General features: G+C 72.6%; 17 protein-coding genes. 8 read left to right on the forward strand and 9 right to left on the reverse strand.

The genetic code is table 11. From position 1 onward, the window contains the following. Nucleotides 1–43: 43 nt before the first annotated feature. The 4 genes from nhaA (at nucleotide 44) to FJQ56_RS08100 (ending at nucleotide 3,310) form a co-directional block, all read left to right on the forward strand. Nucleotides 44–1,354, forward strand: a complete 1,311-nt coding sequence (nhaA, locus tag FJQ56_RS08085; protein WP_140008762.1) for a Na+/H+ antiporter NhaA — start codon at nucleotides 44–46, stop codon at nucleotides 1,352–1,354. A gap of 42 nt (nucleotides 1,355–1,396) precedes the next feature. Continuing rightward, nucleotides 1,397–1,801, forward strand: a complete 405-nt coding sequence (locus tag FJQ56_RS08090; RefSeq protein ID WP_140008764.1) for a phage holin family protein — start codon at nucleotides 1,397–1,399, stop codon at nucleotides 1,799–1,801. Nucleotides 1,802–2,052: 251 nt separating this feature from the next. Next, the gene (locus FJQ56_RS08095) at nucleotides 2,053–2,574 is read left to right on the forward strand and encodes a SigE family RNA polymerase sigma factor (RefSeq protein ID WP_246084038.1); all 522 of its coding nucleotides are present in this window, start codon (nucleotides 2,053–2,055) and stop codon (nucleotides 2,572–2,574) included. Beyond that, nucleotides 2,561–3,310, forward strand: a complete 750-nt coding sequence (locus tag FJQ56_RS08100; RefSeq protein WP_140008768.1) for a hypothetical protein — start codon at nucleotides 2,561–2,563, stop codon at nucleotides 3,308–3,310. Before FJQ56_RS08095 ends, FJQ56_RS08100 begins: the two co-directional genes overlap by 14 nt. Before the next feature lie 8 nt (nucleotides 3,311–3,318). Here the strand turns inward: FJQ56_RS08100 and FJQ56_RS08105 are convergent, their stop codons facing one another. The 4 genes from FJQ56_RS08105 to nth are packed head-to-tail and all read right to left on the reverse strand — an operon-like array spanning nucleotide 3,319 to nucleotide 6,546. After that, nucleotides 3,319–4,515, reverse strand: a complete 1,197-nt coding sequence (locus FJQ56_RS08105) for a MarP family serine protease (RefSeq protein ID WP_140008770.1) — start codon at nucleotides 4,513–4,515, stop codon at nucleotides 3,319–3,321. After that, the gene (locus tag FJQ56_RS08110) at nucleotides 4,512–5,240 is read right to left on the reverse strand and encodes an NUDIX hydrolase (protein WP_246084039.1); all 729 of its coding nucleotides are present in this window, start codon (nucleotides 5,238–5,240) and stop codon (nucleotides 4,512–4,514) included. Before FJQ56_RS08110 ends, FJQ56_RS08105 begins: the two co-directional genes overlap by 4 nt. After that, the gene (locus FJQ56_RS08115; protein WP_140008772.1) at nucleotides 5,237–5,830 is read right to left on the reverse strand and encodes a TlpA family protein disulfide reductase; all 594 of its coding nucleotides are present in this window, start codon (nucleotides 5,828–5,830) and stop codon (nucleotides 5,237–5,239) included. Before FJQ56_RS08115 ends, FJQ56_RS08110 begins: the two co-directional genes overlap by 4 nt. Further along, nucleotides 5,827–6,546: an endonuclease III gene (gene nth, locus FJQ56_RS08120; protein WP_140008774.1), complete on the reverse strand. Its 720-nt coding sequence runs from the start codon at nucleotides 6,544–6,546 to the stop codon at nucleotides 5,827–5,829. The genes FJQ56_RS08115 and nth overlap by 4 nt, the downstream gene beginning before the upstream one ends. Before the next feature lie 184 nt (nucleotides 6,547–6,730). Here nth and FJQ56_RS08125 point away from each other — a divergent pair, with 184 nt between their 5' ends. Next, on the forward strand, nucleotides 6,731–7,408 hold the full coding sequence (locus tag FJQ56_RS08125) for a Crp/Fnr family transcriptional regulator (RefSeq protein WP_140008776.1): 678 nt from the start codon (nucleotides 6,731–6,733) through the stop codon (nucleotides 7,406–7,408). 163 nt (nucleotides 7,409–7,571) lie between these two features. On the opposite strand, the gene FJQ56_RS08130 is transcribed toward FJQ56_RS08125, so the two are convergent. Further along, nucleotides 7,572–13,067, reverse strand: coding sequence for a M1 family aminopeptidase (locus tag FJQ56_RS08130; RefSeq protein WP_140008778.1), 5,496 nt, complete (start codon nucleotides 13,065–13,067; stop codon nucleotides 7,572–7,574). A 246-nt stretch (nucleotides 13,068–13,313) separates the two neighbouring features. On the opposite strand from FJQ56_RS08130, the gene FJQ56_RS08135 reads away from it, so the two are divergent. Next, complete coding sequence (locus FJQ56_RS08135; RefSeq protein WP_246084040.1) at nucleotides 13,314–13,808, forward strand: SigE family RNA polymerase sigma factor; 495 nt, start codon at nucleotides 13,314–13,316, stop codon at nucleotides 13,806–13,808. After that, nucleotides 13,805–15,502, forward strand: coding sequence for a WD40 repeat domain-containing protein (locus FJQ56_RS08140; protein WP_140008782.1), 1,698 nt, complete (start codon nucleotides 13,805–13,807; stop codon nucleotides 15,500–15,502). The genes FJQ56_RS08135 and FJQ56_RS08140 overlap by 4 nt, the downstream gene beginning before the upstream one ends. A 12-nt stretch (nucleotides 15,503–15,514) precedes the next feature. Here the strand turns inward: FJQ56_RS08140 and FJQ56_RS08145 are convergent, their stop codons facing one another. From FJQ56_RS08145 to sp36, 4 genes are read right to left on the reverse strand one after another with little or no spacing between them, the layout of a single operon-like run. Continuing rightward, a complete protein-coding gene (locus FJQ56_RS08145; RefSeq protein ID WP_140008784.1) occupies nucleotides 15,515–16,339 on the reverse strand; it encodes an MBL fold metallo-hydrolase in 825 nt (274 codons plus the stop codon). Further along, a complete protein-coding gene (locus FJQ56_RS08150) occupies nucleotides 16,336–17,217 on the reverse strand; it encodes an NUDIX hydrolase (protein WP_140008786.1) in 882 nt (293 codons plus the stop codon). The genes FJQ56_RS08145 and FJQ56_RS08150 overlap by 4 nt, the downstream gene beginning before the upstream one ends. Continuing rightward, a complete protein-coding gene (locus FJQ56_RS08155; protein WP_140008788.1) occupies nucleotides 17,214–17,666 on the reverse strand; it encodes a RidA family protein in 453 nt (150 codons plus the stop codon). Before FJQ56_RS08155 ends, FJQ56_RS08150 begins: the two co-directional genes overlap by 4 nt. Beyond that, nucleotides 17,663–17,815: a Sp36 family protein gene (sp36, locus tag FJQ56_RS22105; protein ID WP_170215315.1), complete on the reverse strand. Its 153-nt coding sequence runs from the start codon at nucleotides 17,813–17,815 to the stop codon at nucleotides 17,663–17,665. Before sp36 ends, FJQ56_RS08155 begins: the two co-directional genes overlap by 4 nt. A gap of 127 nt (nucleotides 17,816–17,942) precedes the next feature. Between sp36 and FJQ56_RS08160 the strand changes: the two genes are divergently transcribed. Next, nucleotides 17,943–18,206: a hypothetical protein gene (locus FJQ56_RS08160; RefSeq protein ID WP_140008790.1), complete on the forward strand. Its 264-nt coding sequence runs from the start codon at nucleotides 17,943–17,945 to the stop codon at nucleotides 18,204–18,206. Nucleotides 18,207–18,240: the final 34 nt, after the last annotated feature.

Genomic DNA, 18,240 nt, shown 5'->3' on the forward strand with positions numbered 1-18,240 from the left:
GGGAAGTCTGGTCGGCAACTCTGCCGTCGACCCCAGGAGCACCGTGACCCAGCCCACCGAGTCCGACCGCCGACGCCTGTTCGAGCGCGGCTCGTGGCCCGAGGCGTCGCGGGTCACCGACCTGCTGCGCGGCGAGACGACCGGTGGCGTGCTGCTGATGATCGGCGCGCTCGTGGCGCTCGTCTGGGCCAACAGCCCGGCGTCGTCGTCGTACGACGCCCTGCGCGACCTGCACGTCGGCACCGATGCGTTCCTGGGCCTGCACCTCGACCTGAGCCTCGCGACGTGGGCGGCCGACGGGCTGCTGGCGATCTTCTTCTTCGTCGCCGGGCTCGAGCTCAAGCGGGAGTTCGTCGCCGGCGACCTGCGCGACCCGCGTCGCGCCGCGCTGCCGGTCGTCGCGGCGGTCGGGGGGATGGTCGTCCCGGCGCTCGTCTACACGGCGTGGAACGCCTCGGCCGACGGCGACCTGCAGGGCTGGGCGATCCCCACCGCGACCGACATCGCCTTCGCGGTCGCGATCCTGGCCGTGATCAGCACCCACTTGCCGTCGGGGCTGCGCACGTTCCTGCTGACCCTCGCGGTGGTCGACGACCTGCTGGCGATCACGGTGATCGCGGTCTTCTACACCGACTCCGTCGACCTGGTCGCCCTGGCCGCGGCGGTGGTGCCGATCGCGGTGTTCGGGTTCCTGGTGCAGCGCCGGATCCGGACGCCGTGGCTGTTGGTCCCGCTGGCCCTGGCCGCCTGGGTCTTGATGCACGAGTCGGGCATCCACGCGACCGTCGCCGGGGTCGCGCTCGGCTTCACCGTGCCCGTGCTGCGCAGCGAGGCGGCCGGCGGCCCCGACGCCGGGCCCGGTCTCGCCGAGCACCTCGAGCACCTGGTCCGCCCTGTGTCCGCCGGCTTCGCCGTACCGGTGTTCGCGTTCTTCGCCGCCGGGGTGACGGTCGGGGGCCTCTCCGGCCTGGCCGACTCGCTGACCGACCCGGTCGCCCTCGGGGTCGTCCTCGGCCTCGTGCTCGGCAAGCCGATCGGCATCGTCGGGTCGACGTGGTTGCTGGCGCGCTTCACCCGCGCCGACCTCGACGACGACCTGTCGTGGGTCGACGTGATCGGGATGGCCATGCTCGCCGGGATCGGCTTCACGGTCTCGCTGCTGATCGGCGAGCTCGCGTTCGGCCCGGGCAGCGCGGCCGACGAGCACGTCAAGGTCGGCGTCCTCGTGGGCTCGCTGACGGCCGCGCTGCTGGCGACCGTCGTGCTGCGTGCACGCAATCGGGTGTACCGACGGATCTGCGAGATCGAGACCATCGACGACGACCTCGACGGGATCCCCGACGTCTACCAGTAGGGTCGTGCCCGTTCCGCCCGGACGACCAGAGGACCCACCGCGATGGCACTGCAGCAACCCCAGGCCGACGATCCGACCATCGGCAAGCTGGTCACCGACGCCAGTCGCGACATCTCCTCGCTGATCAGCAAGGAGATCCAGCTCGCCAAGTCCGAGCTGAAGGTCAGCATCAAGTTCGGCGTCGCCGGCGCCATCATGTTTGCCTCGGCCGCGTTCGTCGCCGTCCTGGCCGTCATCATGCTCTCGGTCGCGTTCGCCTACCTGATCAACTGGAACGGCGACGGCCTCGCCCTGCACTGGGCCTTCCTCATCGTCACCTTCGTCTACCTGGTGATCGCCGGCCTGCTGGTCTGGCTCGGCATCAAGAAGGTCAAGAAGGTCGGCCCGCCCGAGAAGGCCATCGAGCAGGGCCGCGAGATCCCGAAGGCCCTCAAGGGCAAGAGCTGACTGCTCCGGCATTCCGCACCGCCCGCGTCGACGACGCGGGCGCCTGGGCTGCGGTCGTCACGGCCGCGACGCCCTACCCCGTGGTCGACGAGGCCTCGGCGCGCCACGAGGATGCGACCGCCACCCGCCTCCTCTGAGACGCGAGTCGGCGGATTGCGGTCGACGCGTGCAGCGTTTGGTGCTCGCCACTGCATCTGGTGGGTATGACCGAGAAGCTACGAGCACCATCAGCGTCCGCCGGGAGGTGGCAGGTGGCCGGATCGGCGGGCCCGACCGGGTTCGAGGAGTACGCCGTCGCGCGCGGACCCTGGCTCCAACGGGTCGCCTTCCTGCTGTCCGGCGACGCCCACCTCGCCCAGGACCTCGCCCAGTCGACCCTGGTCCAGGCCCACCGGAGCTGGAAGCGCGTGCAGGCCGCCGACGACCCCAACGCCTACGTGCGCCGGATCCTGGTCAACGAGCTGCGCACGCTGCAGCGGCGGCGCTCGTGGTCGGAGGTCGTCTCGGACGAGCCGGCCACCCTGAGGCTCGCCCCCGCCGGCGACGACGTCGAGGTCGGCGTCGTCCAGCGCCTGGAGGTCGAGCGGCTGCTCGGTCGGCTCTCGCCGCGGGCGCGGGCCGTCCTCACGCTGCGCTACCTGGAGGACCTGCCCGCCACCGAGGTCGCCGACCTGCTCGGGCTCTCCCCGTCCAGCGTCCGCTCGGCCACCAGCCGCGCCCTCACCCGACTCGCCGAGATCACCAGCACGGAGGCCCACGATGACGACCGATGACCCCCGCGAGGCCGCGGCCCGCGCGACCCTGACCCGGTGGGCCGACCAGGCGCCCACCCACGACCTGCTCGACGGCGTACGCCGGGAGCTCGCCGGCCGACGCCGCCACACCCGCGCCTACTGGGCTGCGGGCCTGGCGACCGTCGGGGCCGGCGCGGCCGCCCTCGCCCTCGTCGCGGTGCTCGCGTCGTCCGGCGGCAGCGACCGGGCCGTCTCCCCCGCCGACACCCCGTCCGACACTCCGTCGGCGACCCCGTCCCCGGACGAGGACGCCGTCGTGGACCTCGCGCTGCCGGACCCCAGCAGCAAGCTCGCCCTCGAGATCCTCGACTACGGGCTCCGACAGGGCGCCGCGTCCTACAGCGGGGTGTCCGCCGGTCCCGACGACACCGACCTGGTCGTCTACCGCGTCGCCGGGCCCGGCGCCGACCGCTTCGACGCCGCCGTACGCCGGCGCGCCGGCACCACGCCCGTCGAGATCGTGGACAGTCGCTACACCTACGACGAGCTCTCCGAGGTCGGCGACGCGCTCGAGGCCGAGTCCGACCTCGCGGGCGACGGCCCGGCCGTCACCCTGGTGTCCTACTCGGTCGGCAACGGCAACGGGCTCATCGCCTACGTCGAGGGCCCCGCTGCTGCCGACCCCGCGGCCCTCGGCGACCTCGGCGACCGGCTGAGCAGGCAGTACGACGTCCGCGTGGTGGTCAGGCCGGTGTCCGAGGCACCTGGTGCCTGAGCCCTGGGTCAGCCCGCGCAGTCCTGCGTGTCGACCTGGGCCGTGGCGTCGCGGCCCTCGTCGGCGGCGTCGGCGACCTGGGCCCAGGTGAGGGCGTAGCCGGTGTCGTCGTCGGTGACCGAGGCGGCGAACACCACCCCGGCGACGTGGCCCTGGGTGGTGACGATGGGTCCGCCGGAGTTGCCGGGGCGGATCAGCCCGCGCAGGGAGTAGACCTCGCGGATGACGCTGCCCTCGCCGTAGATGTCGGGTGACTCGAGGCGTCGCTCCTCGCGGACCCGGCCGCGCTGGATGTCGTAGGGGCCGTCCTGGGGATAGCCGAGGATGGCGACGCCGTCCTTGGCCCCGATGACCGCGCTCTGCTCCTCGTCGTCGCTGTCGACGAACGGCAGCGTCGGCAGGCCCTCGGAGTCGAGGCGGAGCACCGCCACGTCGAGGTCGGGGTTGTAGTAGACGACGGTCGCGTCGACGGCCTCTCCGTCGATGATGACGTCGGGGTCGTCGACGCCGGCGACCACGTGGGCGTTGGTCATGAGGCGGTCGTCGGCGTAGAGGAACCCGCTGCCCTCGACGCCACGGCCGCAGTCGTTGTTGCCGCGCACCTTGAGGACGCTGCGCTCGGCGTCGGCGATGTCGGGGTCCCGCAGGAGCCGTTGGGCGCCGGGGCTGACCTGGCGGATCTGCTCGTCGGCGAACGGCTGGAGATAGCGCGGGAACGACGTGCCGACCGCGTCGTTGAAGCGCTCGAGCGCGCTGGGGGCCGAGGCCGGAAGGGCGTCGTTGACCGAGCGGAGCACCGCGGACTCCCGGACCATCGCGGTCAGCGAGCCGATCCGCGAGCCGGTGACGGCGACGCCGAGGGCCCAGGCGACGAGCAGGACGGCGAGCGAGCTGAGCAGTGCCCCGCCGACCGCGTCAACCGCGCGGGCCGGCTGCCAGGTGATCTTGTCGCGCAGCTTGGCGCCGAGGAACTGCAGCAGCGCCTGGCCCAGCGACGCGCTGACGATGACGATGAACAGCGCGCCGAGCGACACCGACAGCGACGGGTCGGAGTCGCCGAGGACCAACGGCGCGAGGTAGATGCCGATCAGGCCGCCGGCGAGCAGGCCGGTCGTCGCGAACGCACCCGTGACGAAGCCCTGCCAGTAGCCCGAGAGCGCGTAGGCGAGGACGAGGAGGACCAGGAGCCAGTCGAGCAGGTTCATCCGCGGCGACGCTCCTCGAACTCGGTGTTGGGCTGGACGTCGACGTTGGCCGGCGGCCGGCCGCCGAGCATGTAGGCCGGGAGCTCGTGCTCGGGGGCGTCGGGTAGATCATCGATCCACCCGAGGAACTCGAACAAGCGGGCGACGATGCCGCCGGTGAACCCCCACAGGATGACGTCGTGGTCGTCGCCGACGAGGAACCCGGGCGACCTCCACCCGCGGGGCCCGACCACGGTGATCCGGTGGGCGGTGTCGCGCAGCTCGCTGATCGGCACCCGCCACACGGCGTGCACCTCGTCGGGCGAGCGCACCGACACCGGGCTGGGCTCGCGCCACCAGGCCAGCACGGGGACGACGGCGAAGTTGCTCGGCGGCAGCCAGAGCTCGGGCAGCTCGGCGAAGACCTCGACGCCGGCCGGGTCGAGCCCGGTCTCCTCGTGCGCCTCGCGCAGCGCGGTCTCGTGGGCCGTCTCGCCCGGGTCGATGCTGCCGCCGGGGAAGGACACCTGGCCCGGGTGGGAGCGCATGTGGTGGGCCCGCTCGGTGAGCAGCAGGTCGGGACCCGACGGCCCCTCGCCGAACAGCATCAGCACCGAGGAGCGGCGTACGCCGTCGGCGTCGTCGGGGACCATGAAGCGGGTCAGGTCGTGGACGGTGATCGAGCGGGCGGCGGCCTCGACCGGGCGCAGCCAGTCGGGCAGGCCGGGGTGCTCGGCCCAGCTCACAGGGCCACCCCGAGGTTGGTCTCGACGGAGGCCAGGAGCTGGTCGAGCGAGGTGATCTCCTTGGCCTCCTTGACGATCCGGCCGTCAGCGGCGACGTAGATGGTCTGGGGGAACGCCTGCCTGAGCCCCAGGTCGGCGTCGTCGAACACCGTGCCTCCGGGGTCGGCGAGCTGCGGGTAGGTCGCCCCGACCTCGTCGGCGAAGCCGATCGCGTAGTCCGGGTAGGTCTCGACGTCGATGCCCACGAGGGGGACCTGGTCGGCGTACTTGTCGTGGAACTGCTGCAGGACCGGCATCTCGTCGCGGCACGGGCCGCAGCCGGAGTACCAGAGGTTGATGAGCATCGGGCCCTGCAGCGTCGACAGGTCGACGTCGGGTCCGCCGCCGAGGCACGGCAGCGTCAGGTCGGGCAGCTGGTTCTTGCCGGAGCCCGGCACGCAGGTCTCGATGCCGGCGGCGGCCTTCTGCTCACGCAGCGCCGGGGTGTCGACGTCGACCTTGCTCTGGCCGGGGGTCGGGACCCCGCCGTCACACGCCGTGAGGGCCGTGAGGGCCAGCACGGTGGCCACGGCCGCCAGGAGTCGCCTCACGCAGGGCCCTGGGTCTTGAGCAGCGTGGCGGCCGCCTCGGGATCGGTGGGTCCCTCACCGAAGGAGGGGCAGAGCTTGGCGACCGGGCAGGCGCCGCACGCAGGCTTCTTGGCGTGGCAGCAGCGCCGACCGTGCCAGATGAGGTGGTGGCTGAGCATGGTCCAGTCGCGCTTGGGGAACAGCGCGCCGACGGCGTGCTCGACCTTGACGGGGTCGGTCTCGTCGGTGAGCCCGAGGCGCCGCGAGAGCCGACCGAAGTGGGTGTCGACGGTGATGCCCGGGACCCCGAAGGCGTTGCCGAGGACGACGTTGGCGGTCTTGCGGCCCACACCGGGCAGGGTGACCAGGTCGTCGAGACGACCGGGCACCTGGCCGTCGTAGCGCTCGACGAGCGCGGCGCTGAGCTTGAGCAGCGACTCGGTCTTGGCCCGGAAGAACCCCAGGGGACCCAGGATGGCCTCCATCCGGTCGCGATCGGCCGCGGCCATGGAGACCGGGTCGGGGTAGGCCGCGAAGAGGGTCGGGCGCACCGCGTTGACGCGCCGGTCGGTCGTCTGGGCGCTGATCACGGTCACCACGAGGAGCTCGAAGGCGTTGTCGAAGTCGAGCTCGATGTCGGCGTCGGGGTAGGTCTCGGCCAGGGTGCGGTCGATCTTGCGGGCCCGGCGCACGAGGGTCGTCGGCGGGGGCCCGGGCGTCACGGCGGTCGCTGGCACGTGCCCAGCCTACGGTTCGACACCGACAGGGCCGTCCTCCGGGGAACTCCCGCCCAGCCACCGCGAAGGCCATGGGCGCCGGTCCCGGGGCGTCGTTCGGGCGGTTCGCTTACCCTGTGAAGTCTGACACCCTCTAGGATTCGGCTCGGGCGCTTCGCCCGCACTCATCCCTCCAGGAGGTCCCGTGGACACCGACGTACTCCGTCAGGCCCCGCTGTTCAGCGCCCTCGACGACGAGGCTGCCCTCGCGCTGCGCTCCTCCATGAGCGAGACACGGCTGCGCCGCGGCGACGTGCTCTTCCACGAGGGCGACTCGGGCGACAAGCTCTACATCGTGCTCGAGGGCAAGGTGAAGCTCGGCCGCACCTCCGCCGACGGCCGCGAGAACCTGCTCGCCATCCTCGGCCCCGGCTCGATGTTCGGCGAGCTGTCGCTCTTCGACCCGGGCCCGCGCTCGGCCACCGTCACCGCCGTCACCGACGCCGAGTTCGCCTCGCTGTCCCACGAGGACCTGCTGCGCTGGCTCGAGGGCCGCCCGGTCGTCGCCCGCGGGCTGCTCTCCCAGCTCGCCGGTCGGCTCCGCAAGGCCAACGACGTCGTCGCCGACCTGGTGTTCTCCGACGTCCCCGGCCGGGTCGCCAAGGCGCTGCTCGACCTCGCCGACCGCTTCGGCCGCACCGCCGACGACGGCGTCCACGTGCACCACGACCTCACCCAGGAGGAGCTCGCCCAGCTGGTCGGCGCCTCCCGCGAGACGGTCAACAAGGCCCTCGCCGACTTCGCCTCGCGCGGCTGGCTGCGCCTCGAGCCCCGCTCGGTCGTCATCATCGACGTCGAGCGACTGGCCCGCCGCGCCCGCTGACGCTCCGCCCGACGTACGTCGACGCCCCCGGGACCTCGGTCCCGGGGGCGTCGCTGCGTGGTGACGGACCGTGCCGGTGACGCCCACCTGACACACCGCCGGCCGGCCCGGCCCCGAGGGGCTGGACCGGCCGGTGCGGTCGGAGCGGGTCGAGCGGGATCGACTAGCGGACGACCGCCGCGGTCGGGGCACTGGTGCGGTCGACCCGGTCGTAGGCGGGGCGGGTGGCGATGGAGACCACCGTGATCCGCTTGCCCACCCGGGCCGAGGTCGGCACGTAGGTGCTCGACGTCGCGCCGGCGATCTGCTTGCCGTCGACGTACCAGACGAACCGGATGGTGGTGCCCGGGTCGTGGGCACCCGCGTAGGCGGTGAGCGTCCTGCCGACCTTCGCCGTCCCCCCGATGGTGGGCTTGGGCGTCAGCTTCTGCGTGCCCCGGGCGACGGCGGTCGTGCGCGCGCTGGTGGCGCTCGCGGTGCCGTAGCCCGCCTTGGTGCTCGTGACCGTGACCGTGATCCGTGCGTCGAGGTCACGTGCGCTCAGCAGGTACGTCGTCGCGTCGGCCCCGGCGATCGCGACACCGTCGCGCTGCCAGCGGTAGCGCAGCGTGGTGCCCGCGTCCCACCGTCCGACGACCACACGGAGCGTGGCGCCGACCTTGGGCGTGCCGGTGATGGTCGGCGTCGGGGTGCTCTCCTGGTCGCCCGGGGCCACCGCGGCCGTGGGCGCACTGGTCCGGGTGACCGTCGTGTAGCCGGTCCGCACGCCCGTGACGGCGAAGGTGACGACCGCCCCCACCTGCGCGGCGGTGGGCGTGAACGTCAGACCGGTCGCCCCGCTGATCGCGGTGCCGTCGGCCAGCCACTGGAAGGTCAGCGTCGCGCCGTCGTCCCAGGTGCCGGGCACGCCGGTCAGCGCGACACCCACCTGCGGGGTCCCGGAGACCGTCGGCGTCGGGGTGCTCTGCTGCTCGCCCGGGGCCACCGCGGCCGTGGCCGCACTGGTCCGGGTGACCGTCGTGTAGCCGGTCCGGGCGCCAGTGACGGCGAAGGTGACGACCGCCCCCACCTGCGCGGCGCTCGGCGTGAACGTCAGACCGGTCGCCCCGCTGATCGCGGTGCCGTCGGCCAGCCACTGGAAGGTCAGCGCCGTGCCGGAGTCCCAGTCACCGGGCACACCGGTCAGCTCGACGCCCACCTGCGGGGTCCCGGAGACCGTCGGCGTCGGGGTGCTCGCCTGGTCGCCCGGAGCGACATCGGCCGTCGAGATGCTCGTCCGCGTGACCGTCGTGTAGCCCGGTCGGGTCGAGGTGACCGCGAACGTGAGAGCCGCATCGAGCTGGGCCGGGCTGGGGGCGAACGTCGCCGACGTCGCCCCCTCGACCGGTACGCCGTCGGCGAGCCACTGGTAGGTCAGCGTCGTGCCGGAGTCCCAGTCACCGGGCACACCGGTCAGCTCGACGCCCACCTGCGGGGTCCCGGTGATCGTCGGCGTCGGGGTGCTCGCCTGGTCGCCCGGAGCGACCGGCGCGCTCGCGGCGCTGGTCCGGGTGACCGGCGCGTAGCCGGCCTTGGTGGCGGTGACCGCGAAGGTGACGACCTCGCCGGCCCGGCCCGGCCCGGGCGTGAAGGTCAGGCCGGTCGCGCCGTCGACGGGCACGCCGTCGGCCAGCCACTGGTAGGTCAGCGTCGTGCCGGAGTCCCAGTCACCCGGTACGCCGGTCAGCTCGACGCCCACCTGCGGGGTCCCCGTGATGGTCGGGGTCGGGGTGTCGACGAGATCGCCCGCGGCGACCGCCGCGGTGGCCGCGCTGGTGCGGGTCACCGAGGTGTAGCCGGGACGGGCGCCGGTGACGGCGACCCGCACGGTCTTGCCGACGTCGCCGGGACGCGCGACGTACGTCGTCGCGGTGGCACCGTCCACGGCATCACCGTCGACGGACCACTGGTAGGTCAGCTCGGCGCCGGAGTCCCAGTCGCCGGGGACCGCGGTGAGCTCGACGCCCACCTGCGGCGTACCGGTGATGGTCGGCGTCGGCGTCGGGGCGAGCTCGCCGGGGGCGACCGTGGCGGTCGGGTCGCTGGTGCGGGTGACCGACGTGTAGCCGGCGCGGGTGCCGGTCACGGCGAAGGTGATGACCTCGCCGACCCGACCCGGACCGGGGGTGAAGGTCAGGTCGGTGGCACCGTCGACGGGTACGCCGTCGGCCAGCCACCGGTAGGCCAGCGTCGTGCCGTCGTCCCAGGTGCCGGGCACGCCGGTCAGCGCGAGGCCCACCTGCGGGGTGCCGGTGATCGTCGGGGTCGGGGTGAGCGTCTGCTCGCCGGCGACGACGGCGCCGGTCGGGTCACTCGTGCGGGTGACCGTCTCGTAGGTCGCCTTCGTGCTGGTCACGGCGAAGGTGATCGCCGTACGGACCTGGTCCGCGGTGGGCGTGAAGGTGAGCGAGTCGGCGCCGTCGATCGCGGTGCCGTCGGCCAGCCACTGGTAGGTCAGCGTGGTGCCGTCGTCCCAGGTGCCGGGCACGCCGGTCAGCTCGACGCCGACCTGTGGCGTACCGGTGACGGTCGGCGTGGGCGTCAGTACCTGCGCCAGGCCGAGGACCGTCTTGGCCGCGCTCGTCTTGGTGACGGTCGTGTAGCCGGCGCGGGTGCTGGTGACCTCGAAGGTCAGGGCCTGGCCGATCTGGTCCGTGGTCGGGGCGTAGGTGAGGGCGGTCGCCCCCGTGACTGCGACCCCGTCGGCGTACCACTGGTAGGTGCGGGTGGTGCCGCTGTCCCAGGTGCCCGGGACGCCCGTCGAGGACTCGCCGGCCCGCGGGGTGCCGGTGATCGTCGGAGTGGGCTGCAGGGTCTGCGTGCCGGTCTCGACGGGGAGGCTGGCCGCGCTGGTGCGGACCACGGCGGGGATGCCGGGCTTGGTGCCGGTCACCACGACGGTCAGCGTCTGACCGAGCGTGGCTGCGGTCGGCGCGTAGGAGCCGGTGGTCGCCCCGGAGATGTTGGTGCCGTTGGCCTGCCACTGGAAGGTGGTGACGACGCCGTCGTCCCAGCTGCCGTAGCTCGGCGCGAAGGCGACGCCGACCTTGGGCGCGGTAGCGCCGAAGACGGGGGTGGGCGTCGAGACGAGCGCATCACCGGCGGTGACCGCGGTGGTCGCGGCGCTGGTCTTGGCCGTCGTCGTGTAGCCGGCCTTGGTGCCGGTCACGACCACGTCGACGGTCTGGCCCACCTGCGAGGCGACGCTGGGGGTGAACACGGGAGCGGTGCCGCCGTTGTTCGCGGAGACGTTCGTCCCGTTGACGCGCCACTGGTAGGTGAAGACCGTGCCGGGCTGCCAGGTGCCGCGGGCGACCGTGAGCCGCTCGCCGATCTTCGGGGTACCGGAGATGGTCGGCGTGTCGCTGGTGGGCGTGGCCCGGACGCCGGCCGCAGTGGCGGCACTGGTGGCCGACGTGGGGTTGAAGCCGGACAGCGTGCCGGTCACCTTCACCGCGAGGGTCGCGCCCACGACGTTCGCGGTGGGGGTGTAGGTCGCGCTGGTGGCGCCGGGGACGGGCGTGCCGTCCAGGAGCCACTGGTAGGCGAAGGTGGTCCCCGCGGCCCAGCCGGTGGTGTCCGCGGTCAGCGGCACGTCGACCGTCGGGGTGCCGCCGGTGACGGTCGGGACCGGTGCCGGTGAGATCGGCGCCGTGCCGACGACCGCAGTGGCGGTGCAGCTCACACAGGTACCGCCGAGGGTCGCCGCGAGGGCGACCGCCTTGAGCCTGGCGCCCGTCGTACCGGCGTTGACCGTCACGGGGATCGCCACGGTGGCGGTGGCCGCGAGGGCTGTGGCGGGCACCGACCAGGTCAGTGTCGTGCCGTCGTCGAGGGTGACGCCGGTGGGCAGGGTGCCGAGGGTGGCGTCGTCGAGCAGGTCGGACACGTCGAGGGTGATCTTGGTGGCGTCCGCCGGCATCGCGACCTTGCCGGTGTTGCGGACCGACAGCGTGTAGGTCGCGGCGTCGCCGGCGTTGATCTGGGCGGTCGGGCCGGTGACGTCGAGGTTGAACTTCACGGGCCAGGCGGGCTTGCCGGCGGTGAACCACCAGCTCTGGAAGAACGCCGTCAGGTCGCGTCCGCTGATGGACTCGGCCATCGCCTGGAACGCGGCGGTACGGCGCCCGGCGATCTGCGTGCCGCCGTACGTCACCTGGTACTGGCGCATCAGCGTCTCGAAGTCGACGGGACCGATGGCGGTGCGCAGCGCCTCGAGGGCCATCGCGCCTCGCTGGTAGACCTGCGAGCCGAAGAGCTGGTTGCCGTTGGTCATGGCGGCCGACGGGATGGTGAACGTGGACGAGTTGGCCGCCGTGCTGTTCCACGAGCTGTAGATGGTCTGCTCGACCGTGGTGGTGGTGGTGCCGAAGCCTTCGTAGGCCAGCTGTGACGGGGCGTAGGTCGCGGGCCCCTCGTTGAGGGTGATGTCGTTCCAGTCGGTCGGCGAGACGTTGTCGCCCCACCACTGGTGCATGACCTCGTGGTAGAACGACCCAGTCGCACTGTTGCTGGCGCTGTTGGGGAAGAACGGCCGGTCCTGGGTCTCCAGGGCGTAGTTGATCGTGCCGGGGACGACGTCGGTCACCACGCCGATGCTCTTGCCCGGGTAGGGCCCGTACTTCGACTCGTAGAAGTCGAGGAGCGACTTCCACTGCGAGCGCGAGACCTGGGTGGTGTTCTGGTTCGCGACGGAGATGGCCGGGTCGATGAAGGACCACTCGTGCAGGACGCGACCGCTGGCCAGGGTGACGTCGGACTCGTAGATGTCGTAGCGACCGATCGAGATCATCGACAGCTCGCTGGCCATCGGCTTGGTCTCGTTCCACACCCACGTGGTGCGGCTGCCGTCACCGCTGGGGGTCTTGGAGATCAGTTCACCGTTGCTGGCCACGCCGGCCTTGTAGGGCTTGCCGCCGGCGTTGGCGTAGTTGGAGGTCTTCAGCATCGTGGGGACGTCGATGGTGAACGTGTAGGTCGCCTTGTCGCGCGGCGTGTTGTTGTTGGGGAACAACGTCATCGAGCCGACCGGCTGGTTGACGAAGGTCGCACCGTCGGTGGTGTTGTTCCAACCCTCGGACGAGCCGTCGGTGTCGAAGTGGATGACCGGGGCGCCGTGGGTGGTCACGACGGTGGTGAAGGCGCCGCTCACCGGGGTGGCCGGGGTGATGATCAGCTTGTGGTTGTCGACCAGGGCGCTGCTGGTGCTGCTCGTCTCGATGCGGCTGAAGGTGGCCGGGGTCCCGTTGACGGTGACCGTGTCGACGTCGTACGTGGAGGCGGCGAGGTTGCCGGTCGACCCCTGGAAGTCGAGCGAGTACGACGACAGCGGGGCGTCGGTCGTCGTCGCCTCGATGGTCGTCGTGGCCTTCGGGAGGTTGGTGGTGCCCACGGCGCCGTTGGCGACCGCGGTCGTCACGTCGACCTTGAGGTCGATGTCGTAGTGGCTGACGTCGTACCCGCCGTTGCCCTGGTTGGGGAACAGCGAGTCGCCGGCGGTCTGGGCACCGGCGACGGCGTCGGCGGCGAAGGCCGGCACCGCCGGCTGCAGGGTGGCCAGCGCGCCCACGGCGAGGCTGAGGGCGGCGAGCCGGGCGGCGTGGCGGCGTACGAGGGTCATTCAGCGTCTCTTTCGTCGGTCCCGCCGAGCCCGTCCCGAGAGGGCGGGGAGTAGGCCGAACGTAGAGGGACGGGGGACGCCGCCGCCGCGAAACCCGGCAAAGTTGTCTGACGATCTCGCGATCCGGGACGCCGGTGACGGTCGTCACCTGGCACGTTCCGGCAAGCCTCCCCAGCGAGATTCATGGTCCAGAGTGACCCCCGACGCGGGGGTCGCCTGCGTAGGACGGGGTGGAAGGGGGTCGGTGTGGCTCACGAGGACGACTTCACGGCGTACGTCGCCGCGCGCACGCCTGCCCTGTCGCGGACGGCGTACCTGCTCACCGGGGACGCCCACCTGGCGGAGGACCTCGTGCAGACAGCGCTCTTCAAGGCGGCCAAGGCGTGGCACCGCATCGACGGCGACCCCGAGCCCTACGTGCGCCGCATCCTCTACACCCAGAACGTGTCGTGGTGGCGCCAGCGCAGGCTCGCCGAGTCGCCGCTGGGTGACCACGACCGGCCGGCCGCGTCGGGCTCCGACGTGGCCCTGCGCCTCACGCTCGAGGACGCGCTGGGCCGGCTGACCGCCAAGCAGCGCACGGTGCTGGTGCTGCGCTACTTCGAGGACCTCACCGAGGTCGAGGCCGCGCGCACGCTCGGCGTCTCGGCCGGCACGGTCAAGTCGACCACCCGCCAGGCGCTGGGCCGCCTACGCACGCTGGCCCCCGAGCTGGCCGAGCTGATCGGGGAGCCGTCATGACCGGCGACGGGCTGCGCGACGAGCTGGCCCGGATCGCGGGGGACGCGCCGGTCGCGAGCGTCTCTCCCGAGACGTGGGGGCGGGCGCAGCGGGCCCGCGCGCGAGACCGGGTCGTGAGGGTGCTGGGCGCTGCCGCCGCGGTGGCGGTCGTCGCCGGCCTGGCCATGACCGTGCTCCCCCACCAGGACGAGCCTCCGATCGCCGGCGGCGGGGAGGGTCTCGGCGTGCCCGACCGGCTGTACGCCGTGCCCGACCGGATGTCCGAGCGGGACGACGACTACCGGTGGCGCAGTGAGGAGATCACCGACGACGTCACCATCGGGCGGGGGGCAGCCGCCTGGGTGACGTATGAAGGACTGCCGGTGGTCGTGGACGCCGAGCACGGCGACTACCACCTGCTGGACCTGCCCGGTTTCGTCGGCAACGACCTCAAAGTCCGGCCGTACGGCGGCGGGCTCGACCTCAGGCTCGGGCTCACGCTCTCTCCCGACGGTCGACGGCTCGCCTACGCCTACGGCGATCCGGGACCGTGGAGCGATGACACCAAAGCGGTCACCGGCGTGCGCGTGCTCGACCTGACGACCGGAGACGTCCGTGATATCGCCCTGACCGGTGGCGAGGGCACGGTCGCCGAACAGATCCGCTTCTCCCCCGATGGCCGGTGGCTGGTCTGGGCCGGCCGGCAGCTGGTGCCGCGGACCGGGGGGTCGCTCACGGTCGGCAGCCGGGTCCTGGGCCGGATCGCCCCCGGAGCCACGCAGTCCACCCCGGTCTCCGGCTTCCGGCCGAGTCTCTCGTCCGGTGATCTCACCGTGGCCGACACCGGGCTCGTCGTGGCCGTCAGCGACAACGCGGGCAAGCCGGGGTCGGCGGTCGTCCAACGGTGGGACGACCGCCTGCTCGGCCGTGAGCGGCTCACTGACGCCGACGACGAGCCGCTGGCGACCCTGCCCGGAGGCACCCGGGTCTCACCCGACGGGCGGCTGGTGGCGGTCGGGTCCTGCTGCACCGAGGAGGCCTACGTCGTCGACACGACCACTGGGAAGGTCGTGACGAGGTCCGCGCTGGACTACGAGGGCTCCCTCGCCTCCGCTGGACCCGTCGGGTGGCTCGACGACGGGACCAGCGTGTGGCAGGTGATGCCCCAGGGTGGCGGCGGCGACGGATCGCTGGTGCTCGTGACGGACGACGGACGCGCGCGCACCGTCGGCGCGGTCGAGGACGCGGTGCCCGAGGGGATCGCAGTGGCCACCGACCTGATGACGACGGCGCACCCGGCGGTCGACCGAGCCGCCCCGGGCTGGGCTCGGACCGCGACCCGCTTGCTGGTCCTCCTGCTCGTCGCGGCCCTGCTCGTCGTCGGCGGCTCGGCGGTCTGGTCACGGCGCCGGGCCGAGCCCGGCCCGGCGGTGCCGTTCCTGCCCCGCGGGATCGTCGCCCTCACGGCCGCGACAGTCGGCTCGATCGCGCTGTCGATCGGATGGGTGTGGCTGATCTCGACCTCGGCCGACGAGACCGAGGCGGCGGACGTGCTCCTCCTGGCCGGACCGGGCGCCCTCGTCGTCATCGGCGTGGCGCTGCTCCTCCACCGGCGGTGGCGGTGGGTCGGCATCGGGCTCGTCGCCGGGCCGCCGACGGCGCTGCTTCTTGCGACCGCGCTGCTCGTGATGGCGCTCAGCGAGATCGGCTCGTAGGGCGGCTACCCGCTAGCCGCGCTCGGCCAGGTAGGCGAGCTGGGCCCGCACCGACAGCTCGGCGGCGTCCCAGAGCGACTCGTCGACGTCGGCGTACACGATCTCGACGACGCGGCGCGGCACCTCGTCGGTGGCGATGCCCTCGGGGTGGGGTGCGTCCTTGAGCTGCTCGAGAGCGCCGCGGACCTGGTCGAGGCGCTGGCGGCGGTGGGCGAGGTAGAAGTCGAGGACGGCGCCGGCCTCGTCGAGCACCGGGCCGTGGGCCGGCCAGATCGTGTCGACCTCGCCGTCGGTGACCAGCGAGCGCATCCGCTCGATCGACTCGAAGTAGGAGCCGAGCTGGCCGTCGGGATGGGCGACCACGGTCGTGCCGCGGCCGAGCACCATGTCACCCGAGAGCAGCACACGTTCGGCGGGCAGCACGAACGACACGGAGTCGGCGGTGTGGCCGGGGGTGGCGACCACGCGCAGCCGCAGCCCGTCGACGTCGATCACCTCGTCGTCGGCCAGCGGGTCGGCGCCGACACAGAAGTCGGGGTCGAGGGCGCGTACGGCGCAGCCCTTGCGCTCGGCGAGGGCGGCGGCGACCTCGGAGTGGTCGTAGTGGTGGTGGGTCAGCAGGATCAGCCCGACGTCGCCGGTAGTCTCGTCGACGAGGTCGAGGTGGCCCTCCTCGATCGGGCCGGGGTCGACGACGACCGAGGTGCTCGAGCCGGGCTCGCGCAGCACCCAGGTGTTGGTGCCGTCGAGCGTCATCACGCCGGGGTTGGGGGCGAGCAGCACACGGCCGCGTCGGCCGTGCTCGCCGCTGGCCCACGCGGCCGGGGTCGCGCTCATCGGCGGCGCGCTGCGACGAGGGGCCGGAACCGGTCGGGCATCGAGAGCGTGAAGCCGTCGTCGAGCGGCTCGACGGACGGCGTGAACATCTCCGCGCGGCGGCCGGCCGCCTCGGCGAGGACGTCGTCGGGCGTGGCGAAGGTGCCGACCTCCATCGCGGTCAGGTAGGTCGGCGGCATCATCGCCAGCTCGCCGGCGTCGGCCTCGTCTGCGGCGACACCCGCGGGGAGCCAGACCACGGAGGACGACTCCGAGGACACGTCACGGGTCAGCTGACCCTCGGGCAGCACCGCCACGAAGAACCAGGTGCGGTAGCGCTTGGGCTCGAAGACCGGGGTCAGCCAGGCGTCCCAGACGCCCAGCAGGTCGGTCCGGAGCACCAGGCCACGGCGGAGCAGGAAGTCGGTCATCGACAGCTCGCGCGACTCCAACGCGACCCGGTCGGCCTCCCAGTCGTCGCCGGTGGTGTCGGCCACGACCGCCTCGGCCGAGGGACCGGCCAGCAGCACGCCGGACTCCTCGAAGGTCTCGCGGACCGCGGTGCAGACCAGGGCCCGTGCGGTCTCGGCGTCGGTGCCGAGCCGCTCGGCCCACGCGGCGGGACCAGGACCCGCCCAGGCGACCTCGGTGTCGAAGTCACGGGGGTCCACGCCGCCGCCGGGGAACACGGCCATCCCGGCCGCGAAGTCCATGGAGACCTGACGGCGCATGAAGTAGACGTCGGGGCCGCCCTCGGCGCCGGGGTCGGTGGCCGGCCGCATCAGCACGACCGTCGCGGCGTTGCGCGGCTCGACCGGCTGCTGGCGGCCGTCGGCGTACTCGCGAGCAACCTCGACCAGGTGGTCGGGTAGCGGCACCGGGGGCAGCGGGATCCTCACACCTCGACCAGGATCTCGACCTCGACGGGTGCGTCGAGCGGCAGGACCGCCACGCCGACGGCGGACCGGGCGTGGACGCCGGCGAACACCTCCCCCAGCAGCTCGGAGGCGCCGTTGGCGACCCCGGGCTGGCCGGTGAAGTCGGGTGCCGAGGCCACGAACACCACGACCTTGACCACACGCTTGACCAGGGCCAGGTCGCCGATCTCGGCCCGGACCGCGGCGATCGCGTTGAGCGCGCACTGCTGGGCGCAGGCGTAGGCCTCCTCGGCCGTCACCCCGGCGCCGACCTTGCCGGTCGTGATCAGCTCGCCCGACCGCATCGGCAGCTGGCCGGAGGTGAAGACGTGGTTGCCGCTGCGTACGGCGGGCACGTAGGCCGCCACGGGCTTGGCGACCTCCGGGACCTCGTGACCGAGCGCGGCCAGTCGCTCCTCGGGCGTGCTCATGCCTGCTGCCGCTTGAGGAACGCCACCAGACCACCCTGGGCGTTGGTGTGGATCGCCACCAGCTCCCAGCCGTCCTGGCCGAAGTTGTTGAGCATCAGTGCCTCGTTGTGGAGCGGGATCGGCGCCACCTGGTACTCCCATTTCGTCATGCTCGGCACCCTACTCACCCGGCCGGACTCACCCGGCCCCTGCCGAGATCCGAGGGCTTGGCGTGCCGGTGTCCGCTCTTCTGCCGAACCACGGACAACGGAACGCGAGCGGTGCGATCCTCTCGACATGAGGTGGTGGTGGCGCGTTCTCGGCTGGATCGTGGTGGCAATGCTGGCCCTGTTGATCGGGGCCAGCATCGGCGCGGCCAACTACTACTGCCCGGATGATGCAGCCGACTGCGACCTTGGCATTCTCTGGGTCTACGGCGGCGCCATCTACGGATTGCTGGTGGCGGCCGTCCTGGCTCTCGTGGTCGAGATGACGTTGCTGGCCCGCTGGCTCATCCGCAGGCGAAGGCCAGCGCCGACCGGCCAGGGAGTCAGCACCTAGGGGCGCGGGCCCGAGGTTCTTGGCCGCTTCGCGC

It is taken from the genome of Nocardioides plantarum, from assembly GCF_006346395.1.
GTDB classification, from domain to species: domain Bacteria; phylum Actinomycetota; class Actinomycetes; order Propionibacteriales; family Nocardioidaceae; genus Nocardioides; species Nocardioides plantarum.

What these genes read in the sequence shown, in the direction of transcription:
- FJQ56_RS08105 (WP_140008770.1), bottom strand. Translation starts at nt 4,515, where the DNA reads ATGAACCTGCTCGACTGGCTCCTGGTCCTCCTCGTCCTCGCCTACGCG.
- FJQ56_RS08090 (WP_140008764.1), top strand. Translation starts at nt 1,397, where the DNA reads ATGGCACTGCAGCAACCCCAGGCCGACGATCCGACCATCGGCAAGCTG.
- FJQ56_RS08160 (WP_140008790.1), top strand. Translation starts at nt 17,943, where the DNA reads ATGAGGTGGTGGTGGCGCGTTCTCGGCTGGATCGTGGTGGCAATGCTG.
- FJQ56_RS08100 (WP_140008768.1), top strand. Translation starts at nt 2,561, where the DNA reads ATGACGACCGATGACCCCCGCGAGGCCGCGGCCCGCGCGACCCTGACC.
- FJQ56_RS08145 (WP_140008784.1), bottom strand. Translation starts at nt 16,339, where the DNA reads ATGAGCGCGACCCCGGCCGCGTGGGCCAGCGGCGAGCACGGCCGACGC.
- FJQ56_RS08140 (WP_140008782.1), top strand. Translation starts at nt 13,805, where the DNA reads ATGACCGGCGACGGGCTGCGCGACGAGCTGGCCCGGATCGCGGGGGAC.
- sp36 (WP_170215315.1), bottom strand. Translation starts at nt 17,815, where the DNA reads ATGACGAAATGGGAGTACCAGGTGGCGCCGATCCCGCTCCACAACGAG.
- FJQ56_RS08130 (WP_140008778.1), bottom strand. Translation starts at nt 13,067, where the DNA reads ATGACCCTCGTACGCCGCCACGCCGCCCGGCTCGCCGCCCTCAGCCTC.
- FJQ56_RS08155 (WP_140008788.1), bottom strand. Translation starts at nt 17,666, where the DNA reads ATGAGCACGCCCGAGGAGCGACTGGCCGCGCTCGGTCACGAGGTCCCG.